Annotated in this window: 14 protein-coding genes; 7 read left to right on the top strand and 7 right to left on the bottom strand. The window is 72.1% G+C overall.

The window, feature by feature from the left end; translation table 11 throughout:
- Nucleotides 1–50 precede the first annotated feature (50 nt).
- Both ACZ3OF_RS03855 and ACZ3OF_RS03860 read left to right on the top strand, forming a co-directional pair.
- Complete coding sequence (locus ACZ3OF_RS03855; RefSeq protein WP_361666456.1) at nucleotides 51–863, top strand: SAM-dependent methyltransferase; 813 nt, start codon at nucleotides 51–53, stop codon at nucleotides 861–863.
- Nucleotides 860–3,025, top strand: coding sequence for a putative bifunctional diguanylate cyclase/phosphodiesterase (locus ACZ3OF_RS03860; RefSeq protein WP_361666455.1), 2,166 nt, complete (start codon nucleotides 860–862; stop codon nucleotides 3,023–3,025). Before ACZ3OF_RS03855 ends, ACZ3OF_RS03860 begins: the two co-directional genes overlap by 4 nt.
- Before the next feature lie 20 nt (nucleotides 3,026–3,045).
- Here ACZ3OF_RS03860 and ACZ3OF_RS03865 read toward each other — a convergent pair whose 3' ends face one another.
- Nucleotides 3,046–3,924: a LysR family transcriptional regulator gene (locus ACZ3OF_RS03865; protein WP_361666453.1), complete on the bottom strand. Its 879-nt coding sequence runs from the start codon at nucleotides 3,922–3,924 to the stop codon at nucleotides 3,046–3,048.
- A 72-nt stretch (nucleotides 3,925–3,996) separates the two neighbouring features.
- Here ACZ3OF_RS03865 and ACZ3OF_RS03870 point away from each other — a divergent pair, with 72 nt between their 5' ends.
- Genes ACZ3OF_RS03870 through ACZ3OF_RS03880 form a run of 3 tightly spaced genes read left to right on the top strand, consistent with a single transcriptional unit; the run spans nucleotide 3,997 to nucleotide 7,458 of the window.
- Nucleotides 3,997–4,707 carry a succinate dehydrogenase gene (locus ACZ3OF_RS03870; RefSeq protein ID WP_361666452.1) on the top strand — a complete coding sequence of 237 codons (711 nt, stop codon included), beginning with the start codon at nucleotides 3,997–3,999 and terminating at the stop codon, nucleotides 4,705–4,707.
- A 1-nt stretch (nucleotide 4,708) separates the two neighbouring features.
- Entirely contained in the window at nucleotides 4,709–6,712 is a 2,004-nt protein-coding gene (locus ACZ3OF_RS03875; RefSeq protein WP_361666450.1) for a fumarate reductase/succinate dehydrogenase flavoprotein subunit, read from the top strand.
- Nucleotides 6,709–7,458 carry a succinate dehydrogenase/fumarate reductase iron-sulfur subunit gene (locus ACZ3OF_RS03880; RefSeq protein ID WP_361666449.1) on the top strand — a complete coding sequence of 250 codons (750 nt, stop codon included), beginning with the start codon at nucleotides 6,709–6,711 and terminating at the stop codon, nucleotides 7,456–7,458. The genes ACZ3OF_RS03875 and ACZ3OF_RS03880 overlap by 4 nt, the downstream gene beginning before the upstream one ends.
- Nucleotides 7,459–7,511: 53 nt before the next feature.
- Here the strand turns inward: ACZ3OF_RS03880 and ACZ3OF_RS03885 are convergent, their stop codons facing one another.
- A complete protein-coding gene (locus ACZ3OF_RS03885) occupies nucleotides 7,512–8,363 on the bottom strand; it encodes a helix-turn-helix domain-containing protein (RefSeq protein WP_361666447.1) in 852 nt (283 codons plus the stop codon).
- A gap of 132 nt (nucleotides 8,364–8,495) precedes the next feature.
- Here ACZ3OF_RS03885 and ACZ3OF_RS03890 point away from each other — a divergent pair, with 132 nt between their 5' ends.
- Nucleotides 8,496–9,047, top strand: coding sequence for a YceI family protein (locus ACZ3OF_RS03890; RefSeq protein ID WP_361666445.1), 552 nt, complete (start codon nucleotides 8,496–8,498; stop codon nucleotides 9,045–9,047).
- A 27-nt stretch (nucleotides 9,048–9,074) separates the two neighbouring features.
- Here ACZ3OF_RS03890 and ACZ3OF_RS03895 read toward each other — a convergent pair whose 3' ends face one another.
- Both ACZ3OF_RS03895 and ACZ3OF_RS03900 read right to left on the bottom strand, forming a co-directional pair.
- A complete protein-coding gene (locus ACZ3OF_RS03895) occupies nucleotides 9,075–11,426 on the bottom strand; it encodes an ATP-binding cassette domain-containing protein (RefSeq protein ID WP_467302561.1) in 2,352 nt (783 codons plus the stop codon).
- 9 nt (nucleotides 11,427–11,435) lie between these two features.
- The gene (locus ACZ3OF_RS03900) at nucleotides 11,436–12,455 is read right to left on the bottom strand and encodes an MsnO8 family LLM class oxidoreductase (protein WP_467302563.1); all 1,020 of its coding nucleotides are present in this window, start codon (nucleotides 12,453–12,455) and stop codon (nucleotides 11,436–11,438) included.
- Nucleotides 12,456–12,623: 168 nt separating this feature from the next.
- Here ACZ3OF_RS03900 and ACZ3OF_RS03905 point away from each other — a divergent pair, with 168 nt between their 5' ends.
- A complete protein-coding gene (locus ACZ3OF_RS03905) occupies nucleotides 12,624–13,115 on the top strand; it encodes a phosphatase domain-containing protein (RefSeq protein ID WP_361666441.1) in 492 nt (163 codons plus the stop codon).
- A gap of 94 nt (nucleotides 13,116–13,209) precedes the next feature.
- Here the strand turns inward: ACZ3OF_RS03905 and ACZ3OF_RS03910 are convergent, their stop codons facing one another.
- From ACZ3OF_RS03910 to ACZ3OF_RS03920, 3 genes are read right to left on the bottom strand one after another with little or no spacing between them, the layout of a single operon-like run.
- A complete protein-coding gene (locus ACZ3OF_RS03910; protein ID WP_361666439.1) occupies nucleotides 13,210–13,428 on the bottom strand; it encodes a dodecin in 219 nt (72 codons plus the stop codon).
- Nucleotides 13,429–13,454: 26 nt separating this feature from the next.
- Nucleotides 13,455–14,219, bottom strand: a complete 765-nt coding sequence (locus ACZ3OF_RS03915) for a GntR family transcriptional regulator (RefSeq protein WP_361666437.1) — start codon at nucleotides 14,217–14,219, stop codon at nucleotides 13,455–13,457.
- Nucleotides 14,220–14,249: 30 nt separating this feature from the next.
- Nucleotides 14,250–15,017, bottom strand: coding sequence for a GntR family transcriptional regulator (locus tag ACZ3OF_RS03920; RefSeq protein WP_361666436.1), 768 nt, complete (start codon nucleotides 15,015–15,017; stop codon nucleotides 14,250–14,252).
- Between the last annotated feature and the right edge of the window lie 132 nt (nucleotides 15,018–15,149).

The raw sequence follows: 15,149 nt of genomic DNA on the forward strand, positions 1-15,149 counted from the left end.
GGCCGCGAACACCTGGCCGTATCCCCCGTGGTTGACTGTTGGAGACATTGATGGAGCGTCCCGCCTGGGCCCCGCCGGGCATCGATATCTCGGTGCCGAGCGTGTCCCGAATGTATGACTTCTATCTGGGCGGCTCGCACAATTTCGAGGTGGACCGCGAAGCGGCCCGCAAGGCCATGGAGTTCATGCCGGGACTCCCCAAGGTCATGCAGGCGAACCGCGCCTTCATGCGCCGCGCCGTGCGGTACGCCGTCGCGGAGGGAGTCACCCAGTTCCTCGACATAGGCTCCGGCATCCCGACGTTCGGCAACGTCCACGAGGTCGCCACGGCGGCGACGCCCGACGCACGCGTCGTGTACGTCGACCACGACCCGGTGGCCGTCGCGCACAGCCGGGCCGTCCTCGAGGGCGAGGACCGCGCCGCCGTCGTCGCGGCCGACCTGCGCAAGCCCCGGGAGATCCTGGAGAGCCCCGAGGTGCGCCAACTCCTCGACCTGGAGCGGCCCGTGGCGCTGCTGCTGGTGGCCGTCCTGCACTTCCTGGAGGACGAGGACGAACCGCGCGCGGCGGTCGCCGAGCTGCTCGACGCGCTCGCCCCCGGCAGCCTGCTTATCCTGACCCACGCCTCCTACGAGGGCATCCCGCTGACGCAGGACCAGGCCGAGGGCACCGTCGGGGTGTACCGCCAGATCCGCAACCCCCTCGTCATGCGCTCGCACGCCGAGATCAGCCGCTTCTTCGACGGCTGCGAGCCGGTCGAGCCCGGCCTGGTCACCATGCCGGAATGGCGGCCCGAGAGCCCGGTCGAGGAGGAGGATCCCTACGCCTTCTCGGGCTTCGCAGGTGTGGGGCGCAAGGCGTGAAGGTGCCGTCGCAGCCGTCAGGCTCCGGCGCGGAACCGGACAGCCTCGAAGACAGACTCCGGCGGTTCGTCACCATCTGGAGCCGGGCCACCTTCCCTGTCACGGCCACCTCCATGACCCGTGCCGAGTTCGAGCAGCAGCTGCTGCCGCTCGCCCGCGAGCTGCGTGCCGCGCTGCACGACCGCTCCTTCGACACGGCACCGGCGCACCGCGCCGGTGCCGCGCTGGTCGGTATCCACTGCACGGAACCCGACGCGCTCAGCCGCACCCTCGGGGTCATCGACGCGTATCTGGTGCTCTACTGCGGCGACGAGGAGCGCACCTCCACGGAGGAGCTGCGGGCCAGCTGTTCACGGCTCCAGCACGCCATGGCGGCCGGCTTCGCGCAGGCCCTGCGCGAGCGGACCCGCGCGGAGCAGGAGGCCATCGCCCGCTCCGCGCTCAGCGCCCGTAACGCCGCCGAAGTCGCCCTGCACACCACGGAGAGCCGCTTCCGGGCGGTCTTCGACGGAGCGGCGGTCGGGATCGGCATCGCCGACCTCGAAGGGAACGTCCTCGAGGTCAACGAGACCCTCACCCGGATGTTCGGCGGTCTCGACCAGCAGATCCGCGCCCGCAAGGTCAAGGAGTGGGCCCACCCCGAGGACGGTCCGCACGTCTGGAAGCTCTACGACGAGCTGGTGCGCGGCGAGCGCGAGCACTACCGCGTCGAGAAACCGTACTACCGGGGCGACGGCACCGTCCTGTGGACCAACCTCACGGTCTCGCTGCTGCGCGACGCCGAGGGATTCCCGCAGTACCAGCTGGCGCTCCTCGAGGACACCACCGAGCGGCGGCTGCTCAACCTGCGTCTGCGGTACGAGGCGACCCACGACGCGCTCACCGGGCTGCCGAACCGGACCCTGTTCTTCGAGCGCCTGGAGAAGGCGCTCACCCCGGCCGACGGTGGCCGCTTCGGCCTCTGCTACCTCGACCTGGACGGCTTCAAGGCGATCAACGACAGCCTCGGCCACTCGACCGGTGACCGGCTGCTCGTCGAGGTCGCCGACCGGCTGCAGAGCTGCGCCACGGCCCCGGGCGAGATGGTGGCCCGGCTCGGCGGCGACGAGTTCGTGGCGCTGACCACCGGCCCGAACACCGAGCGGGAGGTCGTCGAGCTGGCGAACCGTATCCTCGCCACCCTCGCCACCCCCGTCCGGATCGACGGCCGTGAGCTGACGGTCCGCGGCAGCGTCGGTGTCGTCGAGGGCCCGGCGGGGGAGCGGACCCCGGCCGAGGTGCTGCGCAGCGCCGACATCACCATGTACCGCGCCAAGTCGGCCGGCGGGAACCGCTTCGAGTTCGCCGATGCCGAGGCCGACGCCCGCGCGATCACCCGCCACGGTCTGACCACCGCCCTTCCGGCGGCCCTGGAGCGCGGCGAGTTCTTCATCGAGTACCAGCCGCTGGTGCACCTCGGCGACGGCAGCGTGCACGGCGCCGAGGCGCTCGTCCGGTGGTGCCATCCGCAGCACGGCGTCCTGGGGCCCGACCGGTTCATACCGCTCGCCGAGAACACCGGACTGATCGTGCCCCTGGGCCGCTGGGTCCTCCAGGAGGCCGTCCGCCAGGCCCGCTTCTGGCAGGCCCGGCACGCCGACGGCGGCCCGCTGCGCATCAACGTCAACCTCTCGCCGACCCAGCTGCACCACCCGCGCCTGGTCGCCGACACCGTCGACGTCCTGGAACGCTCGGGGCTCGAACCGGGCGCGCTGTGCCTGGAGGTCACCGAGTCGGCGCTGATCGGCGCGGACGACGACCTGCTGAAACCGCTGCGGCAGCTCGCCGAGATGGGCGTGGACATCGCGCTGGACGACTTCGGCACTGGGTACTCGAACCTGGCCAATCTGCGCCGGCTGCCGGTGAGCGTGCTCAAGCTGGACCGGTCGTTCACCCAGGGCATGCAGCAGCATCCGGCGGACCCGGTCGATCTGAAGATCGTGGAGGGGATCGTCTCGCTGGCGCACAGCCTGGAACTGGCGGTGACGGTGGAGGGCGTGGAGACGGGGGCGCAGGCGCAGCAGCTGCGTGAACTGGGCTGCGACACGGCCCAAGGCTGGTACTACGCCCGCCCGGGCGCCCCGGACCGGATCCACTCCTTGCTCCTGGCGGACGCGGTGTGACGACGCCGGCGGGAGCCGGCTCACGCCGAGTGCAGGAGCAGGCGCTGCAGCTCCCTTGCCGCGCGGGGTGGCGCCACGTCGCTGCGGTGGGCCAGGGCGATCGTGCGGCGCAGGCCCGGGCGTGCCAGGGCCGTGACCCGGAGGTCGCGGCCCGCGCGCGCCGCGACCATGGCCGGCACCACCGCCACCCCGAGACCCGCCCGTACGAACCCCAGCACGGCGTCCATCTCGCCCCCCTCCACCGTGAACGTCGGCTCGAAGCCCTCCGCCCGGCACGCCGCCACCGTCAGCTCCCGCAGGTCGTAGCCGTGCCGGAACATCACCAGCGGCTGATCGCGCAGATCCGCGATCCGCACCGGCCGGGCCGGTGCGGCCGCCGCCGCGCTCGACACCACCACCAGGTCCTCGCGCAGCAGCTCCACCGTCGTCAGCGCCGGGGACGGCGTCGGCAGCGGCAGCACCACGAGCGCCAGGTCGAGCGCGCCGCGCGCCAGCTCCCGTACGAGGTCGTGCGAGCCGCCCTCCTCGATGAGCAGCTGGATCCCCGGGTGCTGGTCGTGGAAGGCGCGCAGCACGTCCGGCAGCAGCCCCGTGCACAGGCTCGGCGTCGCGCCCAGCCGCACCCGCCCACGCCTGAGCTGCACCAGCTCCTGCACCTCGTGCCGCGCCGTGTCCGTGTCCGCCAGGATCCGGCGCGCCAGCGGCAGCAGCGCCTCGCCCGCGTCGGTCAGCGCGATGTTCCCCCGCGCCCGGCTGAACAGCTCCGCACCCAGCTCCTTCTCCAGGGCCCGGATCTGCTGCGAGAGCGAGGGCTGGGAGACGTGCACCCGCTCGGCGGCTCGGGTGAAATGCCGGGTCTCGGCCACCGCGACGAAGTACTGAAGCTGCTGGAACTGCATAGGCTCAGCCTATCGAGATGAGCCGGACCATGTCTTGGACCTCTCGGACCGTTCGGCCCTACCGTCGGTCGCATGGCTCTGGCAACGAAGGCGGCACCCCCGCCGCCCACCCGCTCCCGCGGCTTCTGGTCGTCGACCATCGGCAAGAAGACGGTCATGGCCGTCAGCGGCCTGCTGATGCTCGGCTACCTCGTGGCGCACGTCATGGGCAACCTCAAGGTCTTCTTCGGCCCCGAGGAGTTCAACGAGTACGGCCACTGGCTGCGCACCATGGGCGCCCCCGTCCTGCACCACTCCTGGGCCCTCTGGCTCGTCCGGATCGTGCTGGTCGCCGCCGTCGTCGCCCATGCCGTCTCCGCGTACCAGCTGAGCAGGCGCGACATCAAGGCCCGCCCCACCGGCTACGTCCACCGGCGCAAGGGATCCTCCTACGCCACCCGCACCATGCGCTGGGGCGGGATCATCGTCGCCCTCTTCATCGTCTGGCACGTCCTCGACCTGACCACCGGGACCGTCCACCCCGGCGGCTTCCAGGAGGGCCGGCCGTACCAGAACGTCGTGGACACCTTCTCCACCTGGTACGGCAACGTCATCTACATCGTCGCCATGCTCGCCGTCGGGCTCCACGTCCGCCACGGCTTCTGGAGCGCCGCCCAGACCCTCGGCCTCGGCAACGCCCGCCGCGAGCGACTGCTCAAGGTGCTCGCGAACGGCCTCGCGCTCGTCCTGACCGTGGGCTTCATCTCCGTACCCGTAGCCGTCATGACCGGAGTGGTGAGCTGACATGAGCTTCCTCGACTTCACGACCGGAGAGCCGGTCGTCGACCACAAGGCCCCCGCGGGTCCCATCGCGGAACGCTGGGACACCCGCCGCTTCCAGGCCAAGCTGGTCAACCCCGCCAACCGCCGCAAGCACACCGTCATCGTCGTCGGCACCGGCCTCGCGGGCGGCTCCGCCGGCGCGACGCTCGCCGAACAGGGCTACCACGTCGTCCAGTTCTGCTACCAGGACTCCCCGCGCCGCGCCCACTCCATCGCCGCTCAGGGCGGTATCAACGCCGCGAAGAACTACCGCAACGACGGCGACTCCATCCACCGCCTCTTCTACGACACCGTCAAGGGCGGCGACTTCCGCGCCCGCGAGTCCAACGTCCACCGGCTCGCCCAGATCTCGGTCGAGATCATCGACCAGTGCGTCGCCCAGGGCGTCCCCTTCGCCCGCGAGTACGGCGGACTCCTCGACACCCGCTCCTTCGGCGGCGTCCAGGTCTCCCGCACGTTCTACGCCCGCGGTCAGACGGGCCAGCAGCTGCTCCTCGGCGCGTACCAGGCGCTCTCCCGGCAGGTCGCGGCGGGCAACGTCGAGATGCACGCCCGCACCGAGATGCTCGACCTGATCGTGGTCGACGGCCGGGCGCGCGGCATCGTCGCCCGGGATCTGATCACCGGCGCGATCTCGACGCACTACGCGGACGCGGTGGTCCTCGCCAGCGGCGGCTACGGCAACGTCTTCTACCTGTCGACGAACGCCATGAACTCCAACGCCACAGCCGTCTGGCGGGCCCACCGGCGCGGCGCGTACTTCGCCAACCCCTGCTTCACCCAGATCCACCCCACCTGCATCCCGCGCACCGGCGACCACCAGTCCAAGCTCACGCTGATGAGTGAGTCGCTGCGCAACGACGGCCGCATCTGGGTCCCGAAGACGAAGGGCGACACCCGCCCCGCAGCCGAGATCCCCGAGGACGAGCGCGACTACTACCTGGAGCGCATCTACCCCTCCTTCGGCAACCTCGTGCCGCGTGACATCGCCTCCCGCGCCGCCAAGAACGTCTGCGACGAGGGGCGCGGCGTCGGACCTGGCGGCCAGGGACAGAGGGGCGGAGCCGAAGGCTCTTCGGCCGAGGGCGGTGGTGGGCGACGGGAGGGCGTGTACCTCGACTTCGCCGACGCGATCCGGCGGATGGGCCGCAAGGCGGTCGAGGAGAAGTACGGCAACCTCTTCGACATGTACGAGCGGATCACCGCGGAGAACCCGTACGAGGTCCCGATGCGGATCTACCCGGCCGTGCACTACACGATGGGCGGACTCTGGGTCGACTACGACCTCCAGACCACCGTCCCGGGCCTGTTCGCCATCGGCGAGGCCAACTTCTCCGACCACGGCGCCAACCGGCTCGGCGCGTCCGCGCTGATGCAGGGCCTCGCCGACGGCTACTTCGTGCTGCCCTCCACCATCAACGACTACCTCGCCCGCCACCCGCACGCGCAGCCGGTCACCGACGAGCACCCGGCGGTACGCGAGGCGCTCGCCGAGACCGAGGACCGGCTGAACCTGCTGCTCGCCGTGGACGGCGACCGGACACCGGACTCCTTCCACCGTGAACTCGGCGAACTGATGTGGGAGTTCTGCGGCATGGCCCGCACCGACGAGGGTCTGCGCAAGGCGCTCGACCGCATTCCGCAGATCCGCGAGGAGTTCTGGCGCCGGATCAAGGTCCCGGGCACCGGCGAGGAGTTCAACCAGTCGCTGGAGAAGGCCAACCGGATCGTCGACTACCTGGAGCTCGCCGAGCTGATGTGCCTCGACGCGCTGAACCGCGCCGAGTCCTGCGGCGGCCACTTCCGCGAGGAGTCCCAGACGCCGGACGGCGAGGCCGCGCGCCGCGACGAGGAGTTCTCCTACGCGGCGGCCTGGGAGTTCGGCGGAACCGGCGAAGCCCCCGTCCTGCACAAGGAAGACCTCGTCTTCGAGTACGTCCACCCCACCCAGCGGAGCTACGCATGAAGCTCACCCTGCGCGTCTGGCGCCAGAAGAACGCCGACGCCCCCGGCGCCATGTCCACCTACGACGTGGACGGCATCTCCTCCGACATGTCGTTCCTGGAGATGCTCGACACGCTCAACGAGGAGCTCATCCTGCGCGGTGAGGACCCCGTCGCCTTCGACCACGACTGCCGCGAGGGCATCTGCGGCGCGTGCAGCCTGGTGATCAACGGCGATGCCCACGGTCCCGAGCGCACCACCACCTGCCAGCTCCACATGCGGTCCTTCCGTGACGGCGACACCATCGACATCGAGCCCTGGCGGGCCTCCGCCTTCCCCGTCGTCAAGGACCTGGTGGTCGACCGCTCCGCCTTCGACCGCATCATCCAGGCAGGCGGCTACATCAGCGCCCCCACGGGCTCGGCCCCCGAGGCCCACGCGACCCCGGTGCCCAAGGCCGACGCCGACTTCGCGTTCGAGCACGCCGAGTGCATCGGCTGCGGCGCGTGCGTGGCGGCCTGCCCGAACGGCTCGGCGATGCTCTTCACCTCGGCGAAGGTCAACCATCTGAACGTCCTGCCCCAGGGCGCACCGGAGCGCGAGACGCGCGTCCTGGACATGGTGGGCCAGATGGACGCCGAGGGCTTCGGCGGCTGCACGCTCACCGGAGAGTGCGCGACGGCCTGCCCGAAGGGGATCCCGCTGCCGTCGATCGCGGCCATGAACAGGGAGTGGCTGCGCGCGACACGCAAGTCCGGCCGCCGCTAGGTACGTTCAGCCTCCGCCCGCCACGTTCGGACCTCCCCCCGACCGGCGCCGGCTCAGCCCCCGACCGCGCGCAAGGTGCCCGGCCGGCGGCCGACGAGCCGGTCCAGGGCGGCGGAGGACGCCTCGTCGGCGGGGAGCCGTACCACCAGCTGCTGCCCGTCGGTCTCCAGATCGAGCACCTCGTACGCGAGACGCAGCTCGCCGGCCTCGGGGTGCACCAGCCGTTCGACCCCCGAGCGCTCCGGCAGGAGACCGGCGGCGGCCACCCGGTCCGAGAAGGCCGCACCGGCGGTGACCGTCAGCTCCCTGGCCAGCTCCGCCATCGCGGGATCGGAGCCGGTGACACCCAAGTACAGCCCCGCCACCTGCTGGTCGGCGACCCGGTCCCAGTCCGGGTAGACCTCCCGGGCGCGCGGGTCGGTGAGAACGTAGCGCGGCATGCTGGGCGGATCGCCGTCGAGCAGGCCCACCGGTCCCGCGAGCCGCGCGAAGCCGTCGCTGTACGCGACGATCTCACCCAGCATGTTCGTCACCGCGGCCGGCGTCTCGCCGAGCCGGTCGACCAGCGCGCGCACCGTGGACCGCACCTCGCGGGCCGGTGCCGGAGCCGCCGAGCACAGGTGCTGGTGGTGCTCGATCTTGTGCAGCCGCCGCATATGGACCCGGGCGTCGAGCGGCAGCCGCAGGGCGTCGCTCAGCGCGCCGAGGACCTGGGCCGAGGGGTTGCGGTCCCTGCCCTGCTCGAGGCGGGCGAGGTACTCGACGCTGATCCCGGCGAGCATCGCCAGCTCCGTCCGCCGCAGCCCCGGGGTCCGCCGGCGTGTCCCGGCCGGGAGCCCGGCCTCGGCCGGGGACAGGGCCTCGCGTCGGGCGCGCAGGAACGCCCCCAGTTCGTTGTCGCTCACTCCACGATCCTACGAGCACCGGGCGCCGCGAGGGTGGCCCTGTCACTACCTGGCTCCGCCACTACCAGGCTCCGCCACTACCCGTCTCGGCGCGGCCTTCCTCGCGGGACGGCGAGGCCCCAGCGTGGAGCCATGACCACTGAACAGCAGACCAGCTCGACCGCCCTTCCGCTGACCGCCGGCCGCTGGGCCTTCGACCCGCTGCACTCCGCCGTCGGCTTCACCATCCGCCACCTCGGCATCTCCAAGGTGCGCGGCCGCTTCAACGACCTGGAGGCGGAGCTCGTCGTCGGCGACAGCCTGGCGGACTCCTCGATCACCGCGACCGTCGCGCTCGCCTCGATCGACACCGGCAACGCGGACCGGGACGCGCATGTGCGGGCCGCCGACCTGCTCGACGTGGAGAAGCGCCCCACGATGACCTTCCGCTCCACCCGGATCGGCGGCGCGGGGGAGGAGTGGACCCTGGAGGGGGACCTCACCATCGGGGACGTGACCCGCCCGATCACCTTCGACGTCGAGTTCGGCGGAGTCGTCGACGTACCGGGGGACGGCAGCCGGCACGCGGGCTTCGACGCCACCGGCGAGTTCCGCCGCAGCGACTTCGGCCTCGACTTCGCGCCCGGATTCCTCGGCGACGTGATCAAGGTCAGCCTGGAGGTCCAGTTCGTCGAGCCCGCGTAGCCGGCGCCGGAGGGAACCGGACGGGCCTCAGCCGTCGAGCCGGGCCGCGAGACAGGGCGCGGTCCGGCTCTCCGGCGCCGCGGCCACCGCGCGCGGTGGCCCCTCGGCGACGATCCGGCCGCCTTCGTCGCCGCCCCCGGGACCGAGGTCCACGACCCAGTCCGCGGTGGCGACCACGTCCATGTCGTGCTCGACGACGACCACCGAATGCCCGGCGTCGACCAGACCGTGGAGCTGTCGCATCAGCACCTCCACGTCGGCCGGGTGAAGACCGGTCGTCGGCTCGTCCAGGACGTAGAGGGTGTGTCCGCGGCGCAGCCGCTGGAGCTCGGCGGCGAGCTTGATGCGCTGGGCCTCGCCACCGGAGAGCTCGGTCGCCGGCTGGCCGAGCCGCAGATAGCCGAGGCCGACGTCGAGCAGCGTGCGCAGGCTGCGTGCGGCGGCCGGGGTATCGGCGAAGAAGTCCGCCGCCGACTCGACCGTCAGATCCAGGACCTCCGCGATGGTGAGCCCGCGCAGCCGCACCTCCAGGGTCTCCGGGTTGTAGCGGGCGCCCCGGCAGTCGGGGCAGGGGGCGTACGTGCTCGGCAGGAACAGCAGCTCGACCGAGACGAAGCCCTCCCCCTGACACGTCTCGCACCGCCCGCCGGGCACGTTGAACGAGAACCGCCCCGCCTTGTACCCGCGCGCCCGGGCCTCCTCGGTGGCCGTGAACAGCTTGCGCACCACGTCGAAGAGACCCGTGTACGTGGCGAGGTTGGAGCGCGGCGTCCGGCCGATCGGCTTCTGGTCGACTGTCACCAGCCGTTCCACACCCTCCAGTTCCTCGCCGAGCACGCCGACCAGGGTCGACTTGCCCGACCCGGAGACCCCGGTCACCGCCGTGAGGGCACCGGTCGGGAAGGCCGCCTCGACGGCCCTGAGGTTGTGCCGGGTGACCGGACCGGTGCGCAGCCAGCCCGTGGGCCGGCGCACCGCACGCTCGGGGGCGGGCGCGCGTCCGAAGAGGAAGCGGCGGGTCGCCGACTCCTCCACATCCGCCAGCCCGTGCGGCGGACCGCTGTGCAGGACACGGCCGCCGTGCACCCCCGCCCGGGGGCCGACGTCCACGATCCAGTCGGCGTGGCGGATCACATCGAGATGGTGCTCGACCACGAACACCGTGTTGCCTGCCGCCTTGAGCCGGTCCAGGACGACGAGCAGCGCCTCGGTGTCCGCCGGGTGCAGACCCGCGGACGGCTCGTCGAGGACGTACACGACACCGAAGAGACCCGAGCGCAACTGGGTCGCCAGCCGCAGCCGTTGGAGCTCGCCGTTGGAGAGTGACGGGGTGGTGCGGTCCAGACTGAGATAGCCGAGGCCCAGCTCGGTCACCGTGCCGATCCGCGCGACGAGGTCCTCGGTCAGGACCCGTGCCGTCTCCGAGCCGTCGTGCTCCGCCAGCAGCCCCGCCAGCACCGTCAGCGGCAGCGCGGCCAGCTCGGCGATCGTCCGGCCCGCGAACGTCACCGCGAGCGCCTCCGGCCGCAGCCGGCTGCCCTCGCACACCGGGCACGGCGCGCTGGTCAGGAAACGCCCGGCCTTCGCCCGCAGAGTGGCGCTCTTCGAGTCCGAGAAGGTGTGCATCACATAGCGCCGCGCGCTCATGTACGTGCCCTGGTACGGGCGTTGGATGCGTCCCGCCTCCCGTACCGGATGGACCGTGACGACCGGCTGCTCCTCCGTGAAGAGGATCCACTCCCGGTCCTTCGCGTCGAGCTCCCGCCAGGGGCGGTCGACGTCGTGGCCGAGCGTGTCCAGCACGTCGCGGAGGTTCTTTCCCTGCCACGCACCGGGCCAGGCGGCGATCGCCCCGTCCCGGATCGACAACTCCGGTTCCGGTACGAGCAGTTCCTCGCTGGTCTCGTGGACCAGGCCCAGACCGTGGCACTCGGGGCAGGCGCCGGCGGCGGTGTTCGGCGAGAACGCGTCGGAGTCGAGCCGCGGTGCCCCCGCCGGATACGTACCGGCGCGGGAGAAGAGCATGCGCAGCGAGTTGGACAGTGTGGTGACCGTGCCGACCGACGAGCGCGCGTTGGGCGAGGACCGGCGCTGTTCGAGGGAGACCGCCGGGGGGAGCCCCGTGATCTCGCCGACCTTCGGCGCCCCCACCTGGTGGATCAGCCGACGGGCGTACGGTGCGACCGACTCGAAGTAGCGGCGCTGGGCCTCCGCGTAGATCGTGCCGAACGCGAGCGAGGACTTGCCGGAGCCGGACACCCCGGTGAAGACGGCGATCGCGTCGCGCGGGACGTCCACATCGACGCCGGCCAGGTTGTGCTCGCGGGCGCCGCGGACGCGGACGTACGGGTCGTGGCCGCCGGGGGGAGTGTCGGGCATGCCGCAATTCTAGGTGTTTGCGCTGGTCAGGCCCGCCACGCGAGCCAGTCGGCGGTACGAGTCGAGCAGCGCCGCGCGGTCGTACGTACTGGTCGTCACCAGCACCTCCTGCGCCCCGCTCTCCTTCACCACCCGCTCCAGCGCGTCGCCGACCTGCTCCTCCGTGCCGTACACATGCCCCGTCAGGCCCGACTCGAAGAAGTCGCGCTGCTTGCCGGTCATGGAGAGCCGCTGGACGGCCTCGACGGGCATGAGGGGCGGGAAGACGCCCCGGGTGCGGGAGTGGGCGAGCGACCACGCCTCCGGGATCAGCAGGCTCCGCGCCTCCTCCTCGGTCGCGGCCACGGCGACCGTACCCGCGATCACGACGTACGGCTCCTCGGCCCACCCCGACGGCCGGAAAGCGGACCGGTAGGTGTCGACGGCGCCCAGCAGCCGCTCCCTGCCGCGCAGATCGCCGATCACCAGCGGCAGTCCGGCCTCGGCGGCGATCGCCGCGCCCTCACCCGTCGCGAGGACGTACGGCGGGACCCGCAGGCCCTCGGCGGGACGGGCGTGCACCTGGGGGTGGGCGGTCTGGGTGCCCGCGAACCAGCCGAGCAGCTCGGCCAGCTGTTCGCCGAAGCGGTCGGCGTCCTCCTTGTCCCGGCCGAGCGCGCGGCGGATCCCGTCGGTGAAGCCGACGGAGCGGCCGAGGCCCATGTCGATCCGGCCCGGGAACAGCGACTCCAGGACGCCGAACTGTTCTGCGACGACCATCGGCTGGTGGTTGGGGAGCATCACCCCGCCGGTGCCGACCCGGATGGTGGAGGTGGCGGCGGCCACGGCGGCCGCGAGGACGGTCGGCGCGGAGCCGGCCACACCGGGCACGCTGTGGTGCTCCGAAACCCAGAACCGGTGGTACCCGAGCGCCTCCACGTCCCGCGCGAGCTCCACACTCGCCCGCAGGGCGACGGCCCCGTCCTCACCCTCCCGGGTCCGGGAACGGTCGAGGACGGAGAAGCGGATGCCGCTGAGGGAAGAGGTCACGTCTCGTTCAACGCGCGGCGGCGCGGAGGATTCCCGGACGGCCGACGCCCCGGCGGTCCGCGTGCCCAGGCCCGATCTCGCGTGCCCGCGTCCCCCGGCGGTCCGCCTGTCCGCGCCCTCGGCGGGCCGCGTGCCCACGCTCCCGCCCGGACTGCCTACGCTGTCCGTGTGACGCGTACCAGCAGCCCCCTCGCCGTGTTCGACCTCGACAACACCCTCGCCGGCACCGCGCACCGGCAGCGGTTCCTGGAGCGCCGGCCGCGCGACTGGGCGGCGTTCTTCGCCGCGGCTCCGCAGGACCCGCCGCTCGCGGAGGGCGTCGCCCTGTGTCTGGAGGCCGCCGAGGAGTGCGAGATCGTCTACCTCACCGGGCGTCCCGAGCGCTGCCGCCGGGACACCGTCGCATGGCTGGCCGCGCAGGGACTGCCGGAGGGCGGCGCCCTTCACATGCGGCGCGACCGGGACTTCCGCCCCGCCCGCCACACCAAGCTGGAGATTCTGCGCCGGCTCGGCCGCGACCGTGAGATCCGGATGCTCGTCGACGACGACGAGCTGGTCTGCGACGCGGCCGAGGAAGCCGGCTTCACGGTCGTACGGGCCCGCTGGGCGGCCGCCTCCGAGGCGCTGAAGGACGCCCAGGAGAAGGAGGGCCGTACCTGACCGCGGAGCTCGGTCGGGCGCCCGCCCCTCAGGCGCCCGCCCCGCGCAGGATGTGCCCTCTCGGGAGCCGCCGCCGCGGGTCCCCGCGAGACCCTCAGGCCCCGTCCTCCTCCAGTCGGAAGCCGACCTTGAGACCGACCTGGTAGTGCCCGATCTCCCCGTCGACGATGTGGCCGCGGACCTGCGTCACCTCGAACCAGTCCAGACCCCGGAGGTTCTGTCCGGCACGCTGGATGCCGTTGCGGATGGCCTGGTCGACACCCTCCGGGGAGGTGCCGACGATCTCGGTGACGCGATACGTGTGGTTCGACATGGGGGCCGAACTCCTCTCGGTGGGGGTCACTCCACGGTGCCCCACCACGCCCCGGTCCGCGACACGTCGGGCTCCGGGTGGTCCGGCGCGCCGTCCGTGAGGGCGAGGCGGGAGACGATCCGGTAGCGGTCGCCCCGGTAGAGCGAGCGGACGTACTCCACCGGGCGCCCGCTCGTGTCCGAGGTGATCCGGTCGAAGAGCAGCGCGGGGGAGAGGACGGGGACGTCGAGCAGCGCCGCCTCCTCCTCGCTCAGGACCGTCGGCTCGATCGACTGCACCGCCCGCGCCGTCCGGATGCCGCACTTCTCGCGCAGATGCGCGTAGAAGCCGCGCTCCATGTCGGCCGGCGTCAGACCGGGGACGAGTTCGGCCGGGACGTGCAGATGCTCCAGGGCGATCGGCGCGCCGTCGACCTGCCGCAGCCGCGCCACGTAGAGCAGCTCCGCCGCCGGGGAGACGGTCAGTTTCCGGCCGATGCGCGCGCCCGCCCGTACGGTACGGAACTCGAGCACCGTGCTCGTCCAGCTCCCCCGGCTCGGGGGCGCCCCCGCCGCGTGGTCCTCGGCCACCAGTTCCTGGGTGATCTTGGCCGGGGCCACGAACATGCCGCGCCCGTGTTCCCGTACCAACGCTCCCGTGGCCACCAGCTCGTCGACGGCCGCCCGCAGGGTGGGGCGCGAGACCCCGAGGGTGGCGCACAGGGTGCGTTCGGAGGGGATGGCGTCGCCCGGACGGCGTCCGTCGATCACGGCCAGCAGATGCTCCCGTACCCGCTCCCGCTTGAGTTCCATCGCGTGCCCTCCCCGCCGTGGCTCCGGCGGTCAGTATGCATCGCCCTCCGTCGAGGAGGTCACGACGCCGTCGCGGGTGAAGTCGAGCCGGGAGACGATCCGGTAGCGGTCGCCCCGGTAGACCGAGTGGACGTACTCGACGGGCCTGGCCGAGGTGTCGAGGGTGAGGCGCTCGATCAGCAGGGCGGGGGAGAGGACGGGGACGTCGAGCAGCCGCGCCTCCGCCTCGCTGACGACGGTCGGTTCGATGGACTGCGTCGCCTCCCGGACATGGATGCGATGGTGCTCGCGCAGATGGTCGTAGAGATCGCCCGCCTCCAGCTCCTCGGCGGTGAGCGCGGAGGGCACCAGGTCCGCCGGGATGTGGAGGTGCTCGATGGCCATGGGGGAGCCGTCGACCAGGCGGAGCCGCGCGATGTAGAGCAGTTCGGCGGCGGGGGAGATCCGGAGCTTGCGCCCGATCCGCGCCCCCGCCCGCGTCCTGGCGGACTCCAGCACCGTGCTCGACCAGCTGCCCGCGGCCCGGGGGACGCTGAACGCCGTGTCGTCCGGGGCGAGTTGCTGGGTGATCTTGGCGGGGGCGACGAACATGCCGCGCCCGTGTTCCCGTACGAGCGCTCCCGTCGCGACGAGTTCGTCGACCGCGGCGCGCAGGGTGGGGCGCGAGACGCCGAGGGCGGCGCACAGTGTGCGTTCGGAGGGGATCGGGTCGCCCGGACCGCCCGCCTCGATCAGGCCCAACAGATGCTCCCGTACCCGCTCCCGCTTCAGCACCCCGCCCGAGGGGCTGTCCTTCATGCGCTCTCCCTGACTCCTGACTGGTCAACTGGTAAGCCCCATCCTAACCACGGGCATTGAGGGGAAGGTCGGTGAACAGCGCATATTTTTCAAGGGGTTGACGGCCACATTGGTCCATGCCACCTTCTGGTC

It is taken from the genome of Streptomyces sp. NPDC022552, from assembly GCF_055561875.1.

Excerpts from the sequence above, each read along its gene's own strand:
- ACZ3OF_RS03855 (WP_361666456.1), top strand. The coding sequence starts at position 51 with ATGGAGCGTCCCGCCTGGGCCCCGCCGGGCATCGATATCTCGGTGCCG.
- ACZ3OF_RS03865 (WP_361666453.1), bottom strand. The coding sequence starts at position 3,924 with ATGCAGTTCCAGCAGCTTCAGTACTTCGTCGCGGTGGCCGAGACCCGG.
- ACZ3OF_RS03870 (WP_361666452.1), top strand. The coding sequence starts at position 3,997 with ATGGCTCTGGCAACGAAGGCGGCACCCCCGCCGCCCACCCGCTCCCGC.
- ACZ3OF_RS03875 (WP_361666450.1), top strand. The coding sequence starts at position 4,709 with ATGAGCTTCCTCGACTTCACGACCGGAGAGCCGGTCGTCGACCACAAG.
- ACZ3OF_RS03880 (WP_361666449.1), top strand. The coding sequence starts at position 6,709 with ATGAAGCTCACCCTGCGCGTCTGGCGCCAGAAGAACGCCGACGCCCCC.
- ACZ3OF_RS03890 (WP_361666445.1), top strand. The coding sequence starts at position 8,496 with ATGACCACTGAACAGCAGACCAGCTCGACCGCCCTTCCGCTGACCGCC.
- ACZ3OF_RS03895 (WP_467302561.1), bottom strand. The coding sequence starts at position 11,426 with ATGCCCGACACTCCCCCCGGCGGCCACGACCCGTACGTCCGCGTCCGC.
- ACZ3OF_RS03910 (WP_361666439.1), bottom strand. The coding sequence starts at position 13,428 with ATGTCGAACCACACGTATCGCGTCACCGAGATCGTCGGCACCTCCCCG.
- ACZ3OF_RS03915 (WP_361666437.1), bottom strand. The coding sequence starts at position 14,219 with ATGGAACTCAAGCGGGAGCGGGTACGGGAGCATCTGCTGGCCGTGATC.
- ACZ3OF_RS03920 (WP_361666436.1), bottom strand. The coding sequence starts at position 15,017 with ATGAAGGACAGCCCCTCGGGCGGGGTGCTGAAGCGGGAGCGGGTACGG.